The organism is Acinetobacter sp. KB005 (assembly GCF_049949095.1).
Lineage (GTDB): Bacteria > Pseudomonadota > Gammaproteobacteria > Pseudomonadales > Moraxellaceae > Acinetobacter > Acinetobacter calcoaceticus.
In genome coordinates this window covers 3,117,715-3,135,322 of the sequence record NZ_CP188191.1, presented here as the reverse complement: position 1 = coordinate 3,135,322, position 17,608 = coordinate 3,117,715, and the positions used below count along the sequence as shown (strand labels likewise).

Below are 17,608 nucleotides of genomic sequence, written 5' to 3'. Positions count from 1 at the left end.
ATACTCTATGTTCATCACGTTTAACCCAAGTGGATGCATTGAATCTCAACTTGTTTCACTAGGTTAATAGTGACAGATTTTTTCTATAGCTTCTATGTGTTGTATGTGTGTGTGCGACACAACTCGACGTTTTTATTCATCATCGTATGACCAATTTTGATCATTCTCCTGTTTAAACCGAATAATTTGTCGACGATCCTTTTTACCCGGTCTATGGTCAGGTCGAGCTAGATTATGCAATTTTCGTTGGGATGCAATCAACTCCCGTCTAGCAATACTCACTTCGGTTTCTTCATAAAGTTGCTGTGCAACTGGCGCTGGTCCACGTGTATTAGAAAGCGCTTTTATCACAACAGTTTTTTTATCAAAGCCTTGCTGAATAATAAGCTCCATTCCCACTCGAATTTCTTTGGAAACTTTTACACGTTCATTGTTGTGATGTACTTTACCTCCTTCGATTGCTGCTTTAGCAATTGAACGAGTTTTAAAAAAACGAGCAACCCATAGCCATTTGTCAACACGCATGGTTTCTACAGCATCGTCTTCACGCAATTTTGACATCGTTATCCTTTCTATCAATTTGATTCAATATAGACAGCAACTCTGTAAGTCGATCTAGTGCTTTATATTCTAGTTCCTGATGCTGTCTTATAACATTTAGACTTGAGGGCTGTGAGATAGTAAACAAGTGTTTAATACCAATTTTTTCTGCTGTTTTTAACACGGGAGTCGTATCGTCAATAAAAATTGTTTCATCTGGATTGAAGGAGTGTAATCGTTGGAGTTCTTTCCAAAAATTAATATCTTCTTTTGCATAACCAACTTGTTCACTTGATATGATTACGTCAAAAAAATGTTCGATTGCAATATTATCGAGTTTTAAGCGTAAGCTAGGGCGGTCAGCATTAGTCACTAGCCAACAGGTGTATCCTAGTTCTTTAAGTTGCTGTAGAAGCTCAAGACAGCCCGAGCGTGCTTGGATTTTAGATTGAAATTCTTGTTGTAATTTGAGTACATCAACGCCTACTGTTTTAGTCCAATAGGTTGATGAATACCAAACAAGAGTGTGCCGATGTGATTGATAAAACTGATATAGCTTTTTTTTACTCTCGGCGAGGGGAATTTGATGTATTTGCGCATGTCTCATCGGGAGACATTCATTCCAAATGAAGTCATCAAAAGCTAAGTCTAATAGCGTACCATCCATGTCAAACATTATGATTTTAGACATATTTTTAAATATCTCCAAAATCATTCAAAGCAAACTTTCTAAGACACATCTACCATATATCCTTTTAAAATCATAAATTAATTCAAAGCTCCATCCATTAATTTTTCTAAAAATTGTATAGATTAATGGTATGGATAGGGAAGATAAATGGTTTGAAATTATAACGCGGAAGTTTGCAAAACAAAAAATAATAATGAAACAGTTTAGTAGAAAATTCTTCCTTTATTTTGAGTAAAACAATAGTCAGCATCTTCTAAATTAGAAATCCAAATGATTATCTAATAGTTTTCTCTAATTATAGTTACATACGATACTTTTTGATAAACAATATATAAATTGAAGAGTACTCAATTAGCGCTATATTGAAAATTATCCTAATAAGAATTTAGAGAAAGCAATGAAAATTGGATTTATTGGCGGAGCCAATGACGGTATTGTAATCAATGCTGCTGATGGCCTTGATACTTATAAGCTTGAATGGCATTACAAAGCAGAAAAGCACTGTGAAGCACAGCCAACATTAGGTCTTAATGGGCCTGAGTATGATTACTACAACCTCTTAATACTAAGAAAAAATAAAGAGGCTAAACTCTTTTATGTACTCACTACAATGGGAAAAGATGATATCGCGAGTAAAATCCATGAGTATTGGGAGTGCTCTACATCTGTTGGCTATGATTTCGATGATTAAGAAAATTTTTATTAATAATTTAAAATTTTGACTTTAATCCAAAATTAAATGAAGAGCTCGTAATTTCATATAACACATGTGCTTTTAGGTGGTGATGGAGAGGAACCTTGGGATGATCAAAGTTTTTAACTTTGTGCATTCCAAGTCTTTCCATGACAGCTTGAGAGGGTGTATTTATATTAGCGGTAAATGAAAAGATCTTATCTAAATTTAGTATATTAAAACCATAGTCTAAAGCCGCTTTTGCTCCTTCAGTTGCATAACCTTGTTTCCAGAATTCTTTTGCAAGTCGCCACCCAATTTCCACACATGGAGAGAAGTCAAATTGTTCAGGTTGGCTATGTAAACCAATAAATCCGATAAATTGATGGGTTTCTTTTAATTCTACTGCCCAGAAGCCCCAACCATTTTCATTAATGAGAGATGAAATTTTTTGAATTAAATTATGGCTTTCTTGGGGTGTTAATAGATTTGGGAAAAATTGCATAACATCTTGATCTAAGCCCATTGTTATAAAAGGCTCAACATCACTTTCTTTCCACTGTCTTAAAATTAAACGCTTTGTTTCGATCATGAGATGTCTCTTTAATTAAAAATAAGGGATCAAAGTGGTTTTTGCACAATCTTTTGTAAAATGATCTTGGAATTGATGCTTACTACACCTTTTATTTTATTTAAGGTATTAATGACGAAATGAGAAAAAGAACTCAAATCTTTGGTCGCAACGTGTAAAACATAATTAGATTCACCAGTAATAATATATGCATTAATGACTTCATCAAAATTTTTGATCTGGCTTAAAAAGAAGTTGTGATCATTTTCTGTGAGTTGGGCAAGCTTTATTTCGACAATTGCCTCAATTTTTATACCTAGTTTTTCATAGTTAACTTTCGCTTGATATTTTTCAATTATATCATTGCTTTCTAAAATTTTAACTCGCCGATGACAAGCTGAAGCCGAAAGGTTAACGAGATCGGCCAGTTCTTGGTTACTTAACCTCGCATTATCTTGTAAATACTTCAAAATTTTAAGATCAATTGCATCTACATTCATTTTCGAATTTCATCCATGTTTTTTAATTTTAATTCGAATTTTATACGAAAATAGCAAATTTTAATCAAATATTATCGAATAAATCAAAAGAATTGGCATGATAAAATTCAAATACAAAGGAAATGTTGAAAATAGGTGAAATAACAAATGATTACTCACGAACAATGCCTCTATTGGGATCAGGAAGATGAACTCAAAAAGTTTAAAGATGAATTTGTACTACCAGAAAATGTCATTTATTTAGATGGTAATTCTTTGGGTGCAAGACCAAAAAAATCATTAGAGGTTGCTCAGCATATTATTGCCAAAGAGTGGGGTGAGGACCTTATTAATAGTTGGAATAAAGCAGATTGGTGGGGCTTACCGACTAGACTCGGAGATAAAGTCGCGCAGCTTATCGGTGCTGAAAAAGGGGAAGTCGTTATTTCAGATTCCACAACATTAAATTTATTCAAAGTTTTATCAGCAGCGGTAAAACTTCAAGCTGAAAAACTTCCAGACCGTAAAATTATTGTTGCAGAAAAAGATGCTTTCCCAACCGATATTTATATTATTGAAGGCTTTATCGATTTGATTCATCAGGGCTATCAAGTTGAGTTAATTGATGGTGCAGATGATTTATCTCGTGTTTTAGAAAAAGATGTAGCAGTAGTTGTTCTTTCTCATGTGAATTATCGGACTGGATATTTCTATGATATGGAATCTATGAATCAACAAATACACGCTAAAGATGCTTTGATTATTTGGGATTTATGTCACTCAGTTGGTGCGGTGTCTATGGATCTTAATCAGAGCAATAGTGATTTTGCGATTGGTTGTACTTATAAATATTTAAATGGTGGCCCAGGTTCTCCAGCGTTGTTATGGGTAAATCGAAAGCATCGTGATCAGTTCTGGCAACCTCTCTCAGGCTGGTGGAGCCACAAAAAACCATTTGATATGGCTCAGCACTATGAACCAGCTAACAGTATTCGCCGTTACTTGTGCGGAACTCAACCCATCATTTCTATGAGCCTAATTGAATGTGGTGTCGATATTTTCTTACAAGCTGATATGCAACAAATACGCGAGAAATCACTCAAATTAACTGATTTGTTTATTCAACTTGTTCAACAAGAGTGTGCCCAATTTGGTTTTGAACTGATTACACCTTTAAATCATAAATATCGTGGTAGTCATGTCAGTTATAGACATGAGTTCGGTTATGAAATTATTCAAGCGCTGATTGCTCGTGGTGTGATTGGGGACTATCGAGAGCCGGAAGTATTACGTTTTGGAATTACACCTTTATATTTAGGATTTGAAGATATTTGGAATGCCGTACAACAACTTAAGCAAATCATGCTGAATAGTGAATGGAAAAATGAGCGTTATCTGGTGCGTAGTGAAGTGACCTGATTGTTAAAGATCAACATCAGAAAAATGGCTAGGAGGGCCTATGAGCAGTTTTGATGAAATACAAAATCGAGAAGCGGGTTTACATAAAAAATTATCCTCAAAACAGATGGGAATGATTGCAATTGGTGGAGCGATTGGTACAGGGCTGTTCATGGGAAGTAAGTTCGCAATTAGCTTTGCTGGCCCAGCTGTCATTGTGAGTTATGCCATTGGTGGTTTAATCGCATTTGCTATTATGGCTTGTTTGGCTGAGATGACGGTTCAGCATCCTACATCAGGCTCATTTGGAGCATATGCTGAGCATTATGTAAGTCCTCTTGCGGGTTTTTTAGTCCGTTATTGTTATTGGGCGTGTATTGTATTAGCGGTCGGTACAGAAATTACAGCAGTTGCTGACTATATGAAATTATGGTTTCCACATGTAGGTTCTTGGGTCTGGATTGCCTTTTTCTCGCTAACTTTACTTGTTGTTAATGCTTATAGCGTTAAAGCATTTGGGTTGGTTGAATATTGGTTTTCGACAATAAAAGTCTTTGCAATTATTGTATTTATTCTTTTAGCAATTGGTATTTTGACCCAAAGTCATGGAGGAACGGAACAGATTCTCTCTAATTTAACCGAGCATGGAGGATTTTTCCCTCATGGTTTTAGTGGAGTCTGGATTGGAGTAATAATTTCAATATTTAGTTATTTAAGTATTGAAATGATCGCTGTTGCAGCAGGTGAGGCTAAAGATCCAGAAAGAGCTGTTAAAAAAGCTTTTAAAAGTACTGCGATTCGCTTAATTCTATTTTATCTACTGTCTTTATTTCTCATTGTGGCACTTGTTCCTTGGACAACTTTAATTGGAGCCGACGCAACCAGCCCTTTTGTGATGGTGATGAAAATTGTAGGGATTCCATATGCAGACAGTATTTTAAATTTTATTGTAATTGTCGCGGCCTTGTCAGCTATGAATAGTATGCTATATATCTCAACACGTATGCTATTTAGCTTGTCACGAGCAGGGGATGCGCCAAAACTATTTGGTCGTATTAGTCACAATGGGGTACCAATTAATGCGTTGTTATTGTCAGCTGTTGGTATTGGTATTGCTAGTATTGTTTATACCATTAATCCGAGCTCGGCATTCCCGATCATGATTGCTTTATCTATGTTTGGTGCATTGTTCACTTGGGGTAGTATTTTCATTACTCATATGTTTTTTAGACGGAAAATGGCACAACAAGGCCAGCAATTAAAGTTTAAGGTTCCAGCAAGCCAGTTAATTTCTCTGTTGGGATTAATTGCAATTTTAAGTATCACGGTTACGACTTGGTTTACTAACGAATTTAAGTCAACTTTACAATTTGGTGTTCCTCTAATTATCGTTCTTACCTTTTTCTACTATTTAAAACGCTCATCAGCCAAGCTCTCTTTAAGTGCTCATGAAGAATCATTAAAGTGAGAAAAGCATGAGAGAATATGATAATGCGACGACAGTGCCTAATGAGGATGAGATACTGACTGACTTTCGGATAAGAAGCTTGGTGAGCTATCAAAAATATAGACATATCCGAAATATTCAATATGGTGTTCATCCCAGATCAACGTTGGATTTATTTCCTTTAGAACAGGCGAATAAAACCATTATTTTTATCCATGGTGGATATTGGCAGTGGTGTGAGAAATCAGATTTTGCATTTGTCGCTCCCCATGTTTTAGCGCAAGGTATTCAATGTATTCTGTTGGAATATGATTTAGCACCCCAGAGTAAAATTGCAGATATTGTGACTCAAGTTCATGAAGCGCTCGATTTTATTGCAAAGCAAGAGTGGAGAACCAATGAAGTTATGTTGGTTGGTCACTCAGCTGGAGCACATCTCGGTGCATTAGTTGTAGGCCATCCGCTCATATCTGAGATGGTCTTATTAAGTGGAATTTATGATTTAGAGCCAATACAAAAGACTCATTTAAATCATGCACTGAATTTGACAAAAGAAGATATTTTGAAATATAGCCCTATTCATCATAAAGAGCGGATTGATATCCCGTGCAAAATTTTATGTGGAGAACTTGAACTCGAAGAATTGAAATGGCAAAGCCAAAACTATTTTGAAAGTAAAAAAGATCAAGAACAGGGATTAGTATCTTTTACACTTATTCCTCACATTAATCATTATACGATTTTAGAGTATTATTTTAGGCATATATTAAGTTAAGTATTTGAAAAATAATATATGCAATATTGTTTTATAAAATTCTTAACCTAAGCCGATCATAAGATAAATGTGAGATAAATCACAACTTACCCTGATTTTTACAGAAAGTGCGAGTTGTTCTTGACCTTAATATAGAACTTAATTAGATTAAAAAGATAGTGCTTTCTCACTAAGCGACAAAATGTTTAGCTGTTGTTTAGATGAGTTTTTAAGTCCGTAGCTTCCCAAGATACGGACTTTTTTATTTTTTAATTAAAAGTAAAATATAATAGTTGTTTATTCTAATTTTAGAACTTATTTAGAATTTATGGATTTTAAATGTGTGCTTATAAAATCATTTCATAATAAAATTTATGTAAAACATAATTAAAAAAATCTTCATCAATCTGTAATATCTCTTGGTTAAAGTAAAAGCAGAAAAACAAAAAAGAGAAAACTATAACGAATAATTAAATAATAGGTAGTGTTCTTACGTGGATAGATTTAGTCGGCTCATATGGGTTGGCTTTTTTATTTAAAAAGGAGCCTTTATGAAAGTACAATATTTTGAAGGTGGGATGTATGTACATATGTGTCCGGCTTGTGGGCATTTCCACTATATTCCGGTAGAGCACCCCTTTTCTAATGGGAATCAGTGGTTCTTTAACGGTAGCCTTGAAAAACCAACATTTAATCCGAGCATAAGTATCATTGGGCGTTGTCATTATTTTATAGAAGAAGGTTTTATTGAATATTCTCTTAATTGTAAACATCATTTAGCGGGACAAAAATTGGAATTGCCTGAACTAAAAATCACGAATAATTTATAATTGTATAATATATTTATTTTATTATTTTTATTTTTTAAGTAATATTTTTTTACGTATTTGATACTGAACGTTTATAGTTAAAAAATTTGTAAATCTCTTCTGGTTGCTGCTTTATTTAAATTCTGAAATAATTTTTATAAATGATTGTTTTATTATATTTTTATGGATATCTGGAAATTTTTGCGAAGTTTTAATACAGTTGGTACCTATCTTGCACTTTCTACTTTTATATTATTGGTAATGATTATATATTTTTATATTGTAGATCCTTCTTGAAATTTTATAGGCAAGAATAATAATTAATCTTTAAACGCAAACCTATAATTCTCTAATTTTTAGAATTAGTTCACATTTTTGATTGAAAAAAGATACTAGCGTTGTACAAAACAAAGTTTTATGAAAATATGATTTAGTTTTGATGCAGGGGGGGAAGCAAAATTTCTTTCCAAAAAAAATAATTCTTAAATATAACGACAGTACAGATCATAACAACGATGTATGAATAAAAGATATGGAGATTTTTCATGAAGTTTTGCCAAGTATCGGCTGCTTTCTTAACAATGGCCGCCGTCAATCTAGTCCATGCAGTACCAAACACAACCAGTTCTTTACTAGATTCTTCTCAAGCAAAGGGAATTATTAAAAACCAATACATTGTTATTCTTAATAAAGATGCTGGACCATCTATAGATTTTGCCCAAAATATTGCTAAGCAACATGGTGCTAAGGTCTTACAGTCATATGACACTGTACTTAAGGGTTTCGCAATTTATTTACCCGATACAGCGGCTACTGCTTTTGTCGAAGCAATGAAAAAAAATCCGAAAGTACTATCTGTAGAAAACGATATAGTCATGAAAATTGATGCCACTACTCAGAGTAATCCGGATTGGGGACTAGATCGTATTGACCAAAAAGCTTTACCTTTAAATTCTGCTTATTCATATTTACAGACGGGTTCTGGCACAACAGCTTATATTGTTGATACAGGTATATTGTCTAGCCATCAACAATTTTCTGGGCGGGTATTAAGCGGGTATACCGCAATATCGGATGGGAATGGTACAACTGACTGTAATGGGCATGGTACACATGTCGCAGGAACGGTTGGCGGAAGTACTTATGGTGTTGCTAAGAATGTAAATTTGGTTCCAATCCGGATTTTAGGATGTGATGGCTCCGGTGCATCTAGTAGTGTGATTGCTGGTTTAGATTGGATATTAAAAAATGGTAAAAAACCAGCAGTTGTGAATATGTCATTAGGTGGAGATGCGAGTACTTCTTTAGATAGTGCAGTTGAAAATTTATTTGATAATGGTTATGTCATGGTCGTGGCTGCTGGAAACTCAGATACTGATGCTTGCAGTGCCTCACCAGCAAGAGTAAGTAAAGCACTTACAGTTGCTGCTACAGATAATACTGATACGCGAGCCAGCTATTCTAATTATGGAAGCTGTGTTGACATCTTTGCACCCGGAAGCCAAATTAATTCTTCTTGGATAGGCAGTAATACGGCTACTAAAGTTCTAAATGGAACATCGATGGCTACGCCACATGTTGCAGGTGTCGTTGCTGAAATGCTGCAAAGCACACCCACTGCGACACCACAAACCATCTCTACTAATCTTTTAAATCAAGCAAGTAGTAATGTGGTAAAAAATCCATCTGGTAGTCCAAATCGTTTGTTGTATAAATCTCCTTAATAAAACATGTAATCTGTAGATCGTAAAAAGGTCCCGAAGGACCTTTTTTAAATTTTAGCGTGAGTACCATATTTATCAATCATGATTGAACTGGCTTCATTTAAGCCGCGTACAGTAACTTTTATGCCATTTTTATGAAATTTATTGATAGCCGAATCAAGCATTGCTACTGAAGTTACATCCCAAATATGTGAGTGTGCAAGATCTATAATGACTTCTTTTATATCTTCTTTAAAGTTAAACCCTTGCATGAACTTTTCAGAAGAACTAAAAAATATTTGTCCTCTTAAATCATACACACGCGTTTCACCTTCAAAGGATGTATTTACATGAATATCATTTTCAAGTTTATTGGCTAAGAACAACGCGGAAAGTAAAACACCGGTTAATACGCCTAGTGCTAGGTTATGGGTAGCTACAACAACAATGACAGTTGCAATCATAACAACATTGCTACTTTTAGGATTCGATTTAAAGTGAATCAGCGACTTCCATTCAAAAGTACTGATTGACACCATAATCATGACAGCAACAAGAGCTGCCATAGGAATTACTTTTAGCCAATCACTTAAGAATACAACTAAAATCAGTAAAAATATTCCTGCACAAAAAGTAGATAGGCGTGTGCGACCACCAGATTTTACATTAATCATGGATTGACCAATCATGGCACAACCAGCCATTCCTCCCATAAAGCCTGAGGCAATATTGGCAATCCCTTGGCCTTTACACTCTTGAAACTTATCGCTCGGTGTATCTGTCATTTCATCAATAATTGTTGCTGTCATCATTGACTCAAGTAAACCAACAGCAGCAAGGGCTAATGAATAGGGAAGAATAATAAGCAGTGTTTCTAAATTAAAAGGAATATCTGGAATTAAAAATATAGGTAAGGTATCTGGTAGTGAACCCATATCACCCACTGTTCGAACATCAATACCTAAAAAAATGGCGAGCAGTGTAACGACGACAATACAAATAAGAGGGGAGGGAAAAAACTTTCCAATTTTGGGTACATAAGGGAATAGGTAAATAATTGCTAAACCAATTGCTACCAATAAATAGACATGCCACGTCACGTTTACCAATTCTGGTAGTTGAGCCATAAAAATGAGTATGGCGAGGGCATTAACAAACCCAATAACGACTGATTTGGAAACAAAACGCATGAGTTTGGCGAGTTTGAAATATCCAGCTAAGATCTGTATGGCGCCAGTTAAAACAGTTGCTGCAAATAGGTATTGAAGCCCATGGTCTTTTACAAGTGTTGTCATGACTAGAGCCATGGCACCTGTAGCTGCCGAAATCATAGCGGGACGACCGCCTACAAATGAAATAATGACTGCAATACAAAAAGACGCATATAACCCAACTTTCGGGTCTACACCCGCAATAATTGAAAATGCAATTGCTTCTGGAATTAAAGCAAGACCAACAACAAGACCGGAAAGAATATCTGCACGGACATTAGAGAACCATTGTTCTCGGACATTCGTTAACATGAGGGGGATAGCCTATAGTTCTAAATTTTGAAAAGGCTAGTGAAGTGATATATCAACACAAGCGACTACACCACATCACTAAACAATGATGAGTTATTTACAATGGGTAAGGGTAAATAAACTTAAGGTGGCGTAAGTGTCATGGGGATAGCGAATTTGAGGCTTTAAAAAGTGGCCGAAGAATAGCATAAGTTTTTCAGGTTGACTAACCTGAGCTTAGGAAATTTGCATAGCAAAAACTTTATAATTGAATGCTTTTCATCATTGGGTTTATGAAATTTTTTTATGAAAGGATACTGATCTGCACTCATGGTTAATAGTGATATTGTGCTAACTTTAGAAGACCATTTCAAAAAACATTAAGATATAAAATTAATTGAGCACGTATAAAAATAGATCAAAATTAGCTTTAAGTTACTCATCTTAAAAAGGCTTTGGGAGAGTGTTTATCTCTTTTTAATAGCTACTTTTATGCAACAGAGCCTTTCAGAAATTTAGATTTTAATAGATTCGTTATTCATCATAATACAAATCATATAGAGAACTCCTACAAACCCTTTATTAACGGTTTAAAAATTCTCGGAAAATTTTGACAATTTATAAGGTGGACATATGAATAAACATTTATTGGCTAAAATTACTTTATTAGGTGCTGCTCAGCTACTTACGCTCAATTCAGCATTTGCTGATGTTCCTCTTACACCATCTCAATTTGCTAAAGCGAAAACAGAAAGCTTTGACAAGAAAGTTCTTCTATCTAATTTAAATAAGCCACATGCTTTGTTGTGGGGGCCTGATAATCAAATTTGGTTAACGGAGCGGGCAACAGGTAAGATTCTAAGAGTGAATCCAGAGTCGGGCAGTGTAAAAACAGTTTTTCAGGTTCCTGAGACTGTAAATGATGCTGATGGACAAAACGGTTTATTGGGTTTTGCCTTTCATCCTGACTTTAAAAATAATCCTTATATCTATGTTTCAGGTACTTTTAAAAATCCGAAATCTACAGATAAAGAATTACCCAATCAAACTATTATTCGTCGATATACCTATAACAAAGCAAAAGATACTCTTGATAAACCAGTAGATTTATTAGCAGGATTACCTTCATCGAAAGACCATCAGTCGGGTCGCCTTGTCATTGGTCCAGACCAAAAGATTTACTATACGATTGGTGATCAGGGACGTAACCAGCTGGCTTATTTATTCTTGCCAAATCAAGCACAGCATACGCCGACTCAACAGGAACTGAGCGGCAAAGACTATCATACCTATATGGGTAAAGTATTACGCTTAAATCTGGATGGAAGTATTCCAAAAGATAATCCAAGCTTTAACGGTGTAATTAGTCATATTTATACGCTCGGTCATCGTAATCCACAGGGCTTGGCATTTACTCCAAATGGTAAACTGTTGCAATCTGAACAAGGTCCAAACTCTGACGATGAAATTAACCTCATTGTCAAAGGTGGTAACTATGGCTGGCCAAATGTAGCGGGTTATAAAGATGACAGCGGTTATGCTTATGCAAATTATTCAGCAGCAAGCAATAAAGCACAAATTAAAGATTTAGGACAAAATGGTTTAAAAGTGGCAGCTGGCGTTCCAGTGACTAAAGAGTCTGAATGGACTGGTAAAAACTTTGTACCGCCGTTAAAAACTTTATATACCGTCCAAGATACCTATAACTATAATGACCCAACCTGTGGGGATATGACCTACATTTGCTGGCCAACAGTTGCGCCGTCATCTGCTTATGTCTATAAGGGAGGCAAAAAAGCAATTTCTGATTGGGAAAATACCTTATTGGTTCCATCTTTAAAGCGCGGTGTTATTTTCCGTATTAAGCTAGATCCAACTTACAGTGCTACTTATGATGATGCTGTGCCGATGTTTAAGAGCAATAACCGTTATCGTGACGTGATTGCAAGTCCAGATGGGAATGTTTTATATGTATTGACTGATACTTCCGGAAATGTCCAAAAAGATGATGGCTCTGTAACGAATACATTAGAAAACCTAGGATCTCTGATTAGATTTACATATAAAGCTCAGTAAAACAGGCTATTAAAAAAACCGATCTACATAAGATCGGTTTTTTTGAGCTTCAGAAAAACTATTCAGTTACGACTAATACCGGTAAATGAATTTCTCCTAAAAGAGCTTGAGTCACACTTCCTAAGAAGAACTTTTTAAACCCTTTTCGACCATGAGAGCCAATGACTAATAAGTCTGCTTTGAGCTCCGTCGCTGCTTTAATAATTTCCGTGTGAATTGTTTGACCTTCAACAATTTTTGTTTCAACAGAAATTCCATGCTGGCTAAATTGTTCTTTCGCTTGGTCTAAAATACCCTGAATTGATGCTCTAGCTTTATTAAAATAATCCTGTGCTAATTCTGTACTATCAATGAATTCTACAGAAATAAAAGGATCTATAGTAAGCGCATATACTAGAGTCACTTTACTACCAAAGGCCTTAGCAAGTGCTGCTGCATGATTAACAGCAATGAGTGAAGTAGGAGAACCATCGACTGGAACTAAGATATGGTGATAACTCATATATTGCTCCTTATTGTCCTATGACAATGTATGGTGCCAAAACACCGATTTATTATCTTTATGCTTATATTATGAACAATTTTTAAAAACTTATTGTTTATTTTTAGTATGAATAGAGGCGAGAAAGTTTATTAAAGATTTTATCTTAAAGCATTGTAATGACTTTCTAGGTAGGGTTGATTCTGTTTGAGAATTGAAATGACTTGATTGGCATCTATAGCGGACTCAAACAAGAATCCTTGACCTATACTATATCCAAATTGTCGAAGTAGTTCTTCTTGTTCTGGAGTTTCAATTCCTTCTGCAATGAGCCCCAGTGATAAATTTGGAGCGAGTAAACCAATTGCTTGGACAATCGCATAAATTGATGGGTCATGTTGCATCTTTTGTATAAAACTACAATCTACTTTTAAGCTGTCAATTGGATAATCGCGAATATGGGTTAGCGATGAAAAACCAGTACCAAAGTCGTCTAATGCAATACGTACGCCATGCTGTTTTAATTTATTAAGTGCTCGGATCACATATTCTGAACCTCGGTCGCCCAGCATATGTTCGGTGACTTCTACTTCAATATAATGTGTCGGTATTTGAAATTGATGGATCTTTTTCAAAAGCTTTTCAGCATAGTTGTCTCTTAAGAACTCAACTGGTGCAGCATTGAGCGAAACAGGAAGAGGTTTAATACCAAGATCTATCCATTTGGCGATGTCTCGTAAAACTTGATGTTGCATAGTTTCACCGATCTTACTCGCTAAATTATAATCTTTAAAAGCCTCTGCAATTTGTGCAGGGTAACCTCTTTGAGCTGAAGTAGTATGCCATCGTAATAGAGCTTCAAAACCTACAACACGATGAGTTCTTAAATCTACTTTGGGTTGGTAGTAGGGCTGGATGGTATGATGGCGAATAAGCTGGCGTGCTAAATTAAGTTGAGAAGCAACTGTTTCGGTCATTTGCATCATGCATGGATCATACATGCGAATACCACCACGGCCACGTGCTTTTAAGTCATGCAATGCCATATCAGCACAACTTAATAAACCTGACTGGTCTACGGCATCTTGAGGATAAATCGCACAACCAATACTCATACCGCCATTTAGAACATTGCCTAAATAGGTAATAGGTTGATTTAACTGCTGAAGTAAAATGGCTGCTAGGTCACGTACATCATTTTCAGATTTGAGGTTATTAATAATAACTGCAAACTCATCTCCACCTAGTCTTGCAACAAAGCATCTTTCATCATCAACACAATGACTAAAGCGTTTGGATAAAACTTTTAAAAGATGATCGCCTGCGCTATGTCCTAAAGTGTCATTAATATGCTTAAAATGATCAAGATCAATTAATAGTAAACCCACACTTGTTTGACTATCTTTTGAATATGCAAGGGTCCGTTTAAGTTGAAATTTAAATGAGCGCCGATTACATAATCCGGTCAGGTCATCTCTTTCACTCATATTTCTAAGCTGATTTTCTGTCAGATGCTGTTGAGTAACGTTACGAGATACACAAAGTATTTGTCCGATTTCACCATTTTCACGATGAATCGGGGTCAGCATATTATCCCAATATTCTGGGTCTTGATCTGGTAAGCAGCTCATTCCAGCAAATCTGGCAACTTTGCCTTGAAGGGCTTTTTTTAAAGCGACGCGTCCACGTTTACGAATATGAGGTGGTAAAAGCTCAAGCCATTTCATTCCAAATTCTGTTTCATCAACAGGAACGCCTAAAGCGAGGCATCCTGATTTATTCATATGAGAAACTGTGCCGTCAACATTTAATACTTTAATGCAATCAACACTGATGTCTAACATTTGATTTTGTATTTCAATATTCTTTTGCAAGTTTTGTTGTTCTTGAATATCGTGATCAATATCTAAAAAGCTGACATACCATTCACTGGCTAGAGAAGAGCCGCGATATTTGGAGGCTTGAATAGAAAGTTTGCACCATCTATATTGATTGCCACTTTGTAAAAGTCGGCATTTTAATTCTATTCTTTTTTGCAGGCGAATTGCTTCGAGCCATCTATTTTTGACTTCATCTAAATCGACAGGAGATATAAAATCTAACCATTGCTGAGGTAATGGAGAAAAAGTATCCTGCCAATATTCTGTACACTCTACATTGCAATATAATATCAAGCCATTTTCATCACTTACCCATGTTGGTAGTGGAATTTGCTCAACAATAAAATGCTTTTGGGTGTTGTTCGACATTGAAGTCATAACATGCCTAGAAAGATTGTATGAGGGTTAATTTATTTATAAGTCATTATTGTAATCTTTCTGTAGTAATCAAAACAGCAATAAATAAATTTAAACTGTCTTTTTTTTGAACTAAAATTGAGGTGTTAAATATATTATATACTTAATATTTAATTTATGTTTTTGTTATTTATTGATTTTTATCTGTGTTAAGTTAAAAAAAGATTTATGCTTATTTTTGTAAAAAACTTATTAAAACAGAAACTTATAATTGTCTTTAGAAACCTATCTTAATAAAACTAATGAAAATAAATTATAAAATGATGAGAAGTAAATTGTGATGATTAAAATTTTAATAACTCAAATTTTAACCATAATATATCAAGAGGGGTAGGTTTAAAAAATTCTAGATAAATACAATAACCACCATTAAGTTTACAAAAGTAATATAAAATAAAGGCTTATATTATCGTAAAATTCTTTTTATCAAGAAGGATATATATTTCCTTTTTGTGCATTTTATAGCCTACATTTTCCCCAAGATGTAGGTTTTTTTTATTCCTAATTTTTGATTTTATAATTTCAAACTATTAAAAATAAAAAAAAGCCAAATGGCTTTTTTATACAGTTTCAGGTTTTTTCAACTCTTGTTGAATGTAAAGATTCATATAGTATTGTTCAATATAATCATCTGCATAGTTGTTTGCTAAGGTTTTGGTTGCCACTTGTTCATGTTTTAAATAGCAGTTTGATTCGAGGTCTTTTTCAAGTACCCACCATTGACGGTTAATACGGCGCACTTGAAACTTGTCACTTTTGTATTTTCTTTTAGCCATTTTCAAAAATTTGCTATTCAGTTATTGAAAGAGAATTTCTACTGGAGTTAAGAGCTCAAGTCAACACATGAGAAGTTAATTGATTATTTTATGTGGGGTATTGTTTCTATCAATGCTTAAACGAGGCATTAAAATAGAAAAAGCTCTCTTGAAGAGAGCTTAGTTATTGCTGACGAGTAAAACATCTATTCCATTTTTAACGAGAAAGATTTTTTAAAAGCAATTTTAAACTTTCCATCATTTTTTCTAATTGTAATGGAGTGATACCTTCGAATGATTGCTCGAGTACTACGCTGGTTAGATCATTAATCTTATTGATCATTTCAGTACCTTTTTCTGTAAGTACCACGCGGGTGATTCGACCATCAGTCTGACAAGAATAAGTTTCAACCAAACCTTCATCTTTTAAGCGATAGACAATTTTAGTCGTCGTCGACATTTTTGAAATAATCATGTCTGAAAGTTCAGAAACACTCGCATGAGGCTTACTGCTTAAAGCCAACATAATGCGTCTACGTGAGTTATCTAAACCATATTTTTTTAAAGCATTATCAATATTTTGTACATACTGAGCATGTACTTGAGTAATCCAATAATATGGAAAATCTTCAAGAGTAAAAGATTCTGTTGTAGGTAAAAAACGCGCATACTTCTTTGTCATTGACTTTTCCCCATACCTTGGTGGATCGCATTTCTGGTGAACTATCTTTAATAGTTGAAAAATATAGTTTCATTAAGCAAGTTATATCAGGACTTTACTTGCTGAGCAAAATTTATATAGCTAAATTTAACAATGACATGGTTTAGTTACTCTTGTCTTGATAAACATCCCTATACTTTGCACAAACTACAAATACTTTTCTTCTATAGTCAAAGTTTGTTGAAAATTAATGTGACTTGATAAGTCATAGCCATTAATTCCTTAAAATCTTTGAACAGATATACAAGATTGCATCTAGGCTTGCTTGATCGTTAATTAAACGATATTGGCTTGCAAACGCATCGTAGAAAAAAAATTATGATTTGACCGTGGCATTGAACGAGATAGTTTTTGTCTCTAAAGTCATAACTATGAAAAATCAAGATATTTAAATAAAAAATATTTATAAATATCAGTGGCTTAATTTATTTTATTGTTAGTGAAATTTACCATACATTTAACATGAATCATCTATTATTTAGCAAAATAAAATGGGTTTATTTAACAACTTATTGATTATTTTATATAAAATTAAAAAACTAGTTGAATGATTAGCGTTATAAATTTAGCTTTTTTGTCTATAAATTATATTTTTAACAATTTTTACTCAGGCAGTACGTCGCTCATCTACTAAATCCCCAAAAAAGAACTAACTTTAACAGTTATGTTAGCAGAAGAAGTACCTGCACAGATTATGGCAAGAGCTACTCA

General features: G+C 34.5%; 17 protein-coding genes. 8 read left to right on the top strand and 9 right to left on the bottom strand.

The genetic code is table 11. The annotated features are described in order from the left end of the window. Positions 1–132: 132 nt before the first annotated feature. Both ACPF64_RS15010 and ACPF64_RS15005 read right to left on the bottom strand, forming a co-directional pair. Complete coding sequence (locus tag ACPF64_RS15010) at positions 133–561, bottom strand: RNA-binding S4 domain-containing protein (protein WP_045431059.1); 429 nt, start codon at positions 559–561, stop codon at positions 133–135. Next, entirely contained in the window at positions 545–1,231 is a 687-nt protein-coding gene (locus tag ACPF64_RS15005; protein WP_426454243.1) for an HAD-IA family hydrolase, read from the bottom strand. The genes ACPF64_RS15010 and ACPF64_RS15005 overlap by 17 nt, the downstream gene beginning before the upstream one ends. Positions 1,232–1,628: 397 nt before the next feature. On the opposite strand from ACPF64_RS15005, the gene ACPF64_RS15000 reads away from it, so the two are divergent. Further along, positions 1,629–1,922 (top strand): hypothetical protein, encoded by a 294-nt coding sequence (locus tag ACPF64_RS15000; protein WP_023187860.1) that lies wholly within the window; start codon positions 1,629–1,631, stop codon positions 1,920–1,922. 19 nt (positions 1,923–1,941) lie between these two features. On the opposite strand, the gene ACPF64_RS14995 is transcribed toward ACPF64_RS15000, so the two are convergent. Both ACPF64_RS14995 and gigD read right to left on the bottom strand, forming a co-directional pair. Then, positions 1,942–2,496 (bottom strand): GNAT family N-acetyltransferase, encoded by a 555-nt coding sequence (locus tag ACPF64_RS14995; protein ID WP_426454240.1) that lies wholly within the window; start codon positions 2,494–2,496, stop codon positions 1,942–1,944. Between the two features lie 29 nt (positions 2,497–2,525). Further along, on the bottom strand, positions 2,526–2,975 hold the full coding sequence (gene gigD / locus ACPF64_RS14990; protein ID WP_426454238.1) for an Lrp/AsnC family transcriptional regulator GigD: 450 nt from the start codon (positions 2,973–2,975) through the stop codon (positions 2,526–2,528). Between the two features lie 147 nt (positions 2,976–3,122). Here gigD and kynU point away from each other — a divergent pair, with 147 nt between their 5' ends. The 6 genes from kynU (at position 3,123) to ACPF64_RS14960 (ending at position 9,086) form a co-directional block, all read left to right on the top strand. Then, complete coding sequence (gene kynU / locus ACPF64_RS14985; RefSeq protein ID WP_199977696.1) at positions 3,123–4,373, top strand: kynureninase; 1,251 nt, start codon at positions 3,123–3,125, stop codon at positions 4,371–4,373. Between the two features lie 40 nt (positions 4,374–4,413). Continuing rightward, the gene (locus tag ACPF64_RS14980) at positions 4,414–5,820 is read left to right on the top strand and encodes an amino acid permease (RefSeq protein ID WP_426454235.1); all 1,407 of its coding nucleotides are present in this window, start codon (positions 4,414–4,416) and stop codon (positions 5,818–5,820) included. A 7-nt stretch (positions 5,821–5,827) separates the two neighbouring features. Further along, positions 5,828–6,574 carry an alpha/beta hydrolase gene (locus tag ACPF64_RS14975; RefSeq protein WP_426454233.1) on the top strand — a complete coding sequence of 249 codons (747 nt, stop codon included), beginning with the start codon at positions 5,828–5,830 and terminating at the stop codon, positions 6,572–6,574. Between the two features lie 530 nt (positions 6,575–7,104). Then, a complete protein-coding gene (locus ACPF64_RS14970; protein WP_416658054.1) occupies positions 7,105–7,383 on the top strand; it encodes a DUF6527 family protein in 279 nt (92 codons plus the stop codon). Positions 7,384–7,545: 162 nt separating this feature from the next. Continuing rightward, entirely contained in the window at positions 7,546–7,659 is a 114-nt protein-coding gene (locus tag ACPF64_RS14965) for a hypothetical protein (RefSeq protein WP_227558840.1), read from the top strand. A gap of 248 nt (positions 7,660–7,907) precedes the next feature. Next, positions 7,908–9,086 carry a S8 family peptidase gene (locus tag ACPF64_RS14960; protein WP_426454230.1) on the top strand — a complete coding sequence of 393 codons (1,179 nt, stop codon included), beginning with the start codon at positions 7,908–7,910 and terminating at the stop codon, positions 9,084–9,086. A gap of 47 nt (positions 9,087–9,133) precedes the next feature. On the opposite strand, the gene ACPF64_RS14955 is transcribed toward ACPF64_RS14960, so the two are convergent. Next, positions 9,134–10,588 carry a SulP family inorganic anion transporter gene (locus ACPF64_RS14955; protein ID WP_426454228.1) on the bottom strand — a complete coding sequence of 485 codons (1,455 nt, stop codon included), beginning with the start codon at positions 10,586–10,588 and terminating at the stop codon, positions 9,134–9,136. Positions 10,589–11,200: 612 nt separating this feature from the next. On the opposite strand from ACPF64_RS14955, the gene ACPF64_RS14950 reads away from it, so the two are divergent. Then, positions 11,201–12,643, top strand: a complete 1,443-nt coding sequence (locus ACPF64_RS14950; protein WP_426454226.1) for a glucose/sorbosone family PQQ-dependent dehydrogenase — start codon at positions 11,201–11,203, stop codon at positions 12,641–12,643. Between the two features lie 58 nt (positions 12,644–12,701). On the opposite strand, the gene ACPF64_RS14945 is transcribed toward ACPF64_RS14950, so the two are convergent. The 4 genes from ACPF64_RS14945 to ACPF64_RS14930 form a co-directional block, all read right to left on the bottom strand. Further along, on the bottom strand, positions 12,702–13,145 hold the full coding sequence (locus tag ACPF64_RS14945; RefSeq protein ID WP_005046644.1) for a universal stress protein: 444 nt from the start codon (positions 13,143–13,145) through the stop codon (positions 12,702–12,704). A 140-nt stretch (positions 13,146–13,285) separates the two neighbouring features. After that, positions 13,286–15,382 carry a sensor domain-containing protein gene (locus ACPF64_RS14940; protein WP_426454224.1) on the bottom strand — a complete coding sequence of 699 codons (2,097 nt, stop codon included), beginning with the start codon at positions 15,380–15,382 and terminating at the stop codon, positions 13,286–13,288. Positions 15,383–15,981: 599 nt separating this feature from the next. Next, the gene (locus ACPF64_RS14935) at positions 15,982–16,197 is read right to left on the bottom strand and encodes a hypothetical protein (RefSeq protein WP_003652142.1); all 216 of its coding nucleotides are present in this window, start codon (positions 16,195–16,197) and stop codon (positions 15,982–15,984) included. A gap of 196 nt (positions 16,198–16,393) precedes the next feature. Continuing rightward, the gene (locus ACPF64_RS14930) at positions 16,394–16,858 is read right to left on the bottom strand and encodes a MarR family winged helix-turn-helix transcriptional regulator (RefSeq protein WP_002121027.1); all 465 of its coding nucleotides are present in this window, start codon (positions 16,856–16,858) and stop codon (positions 16,394–16,396) included. Between the last annotated feature and the right edge of the window lie 750 nt (positions 16,859–17,608).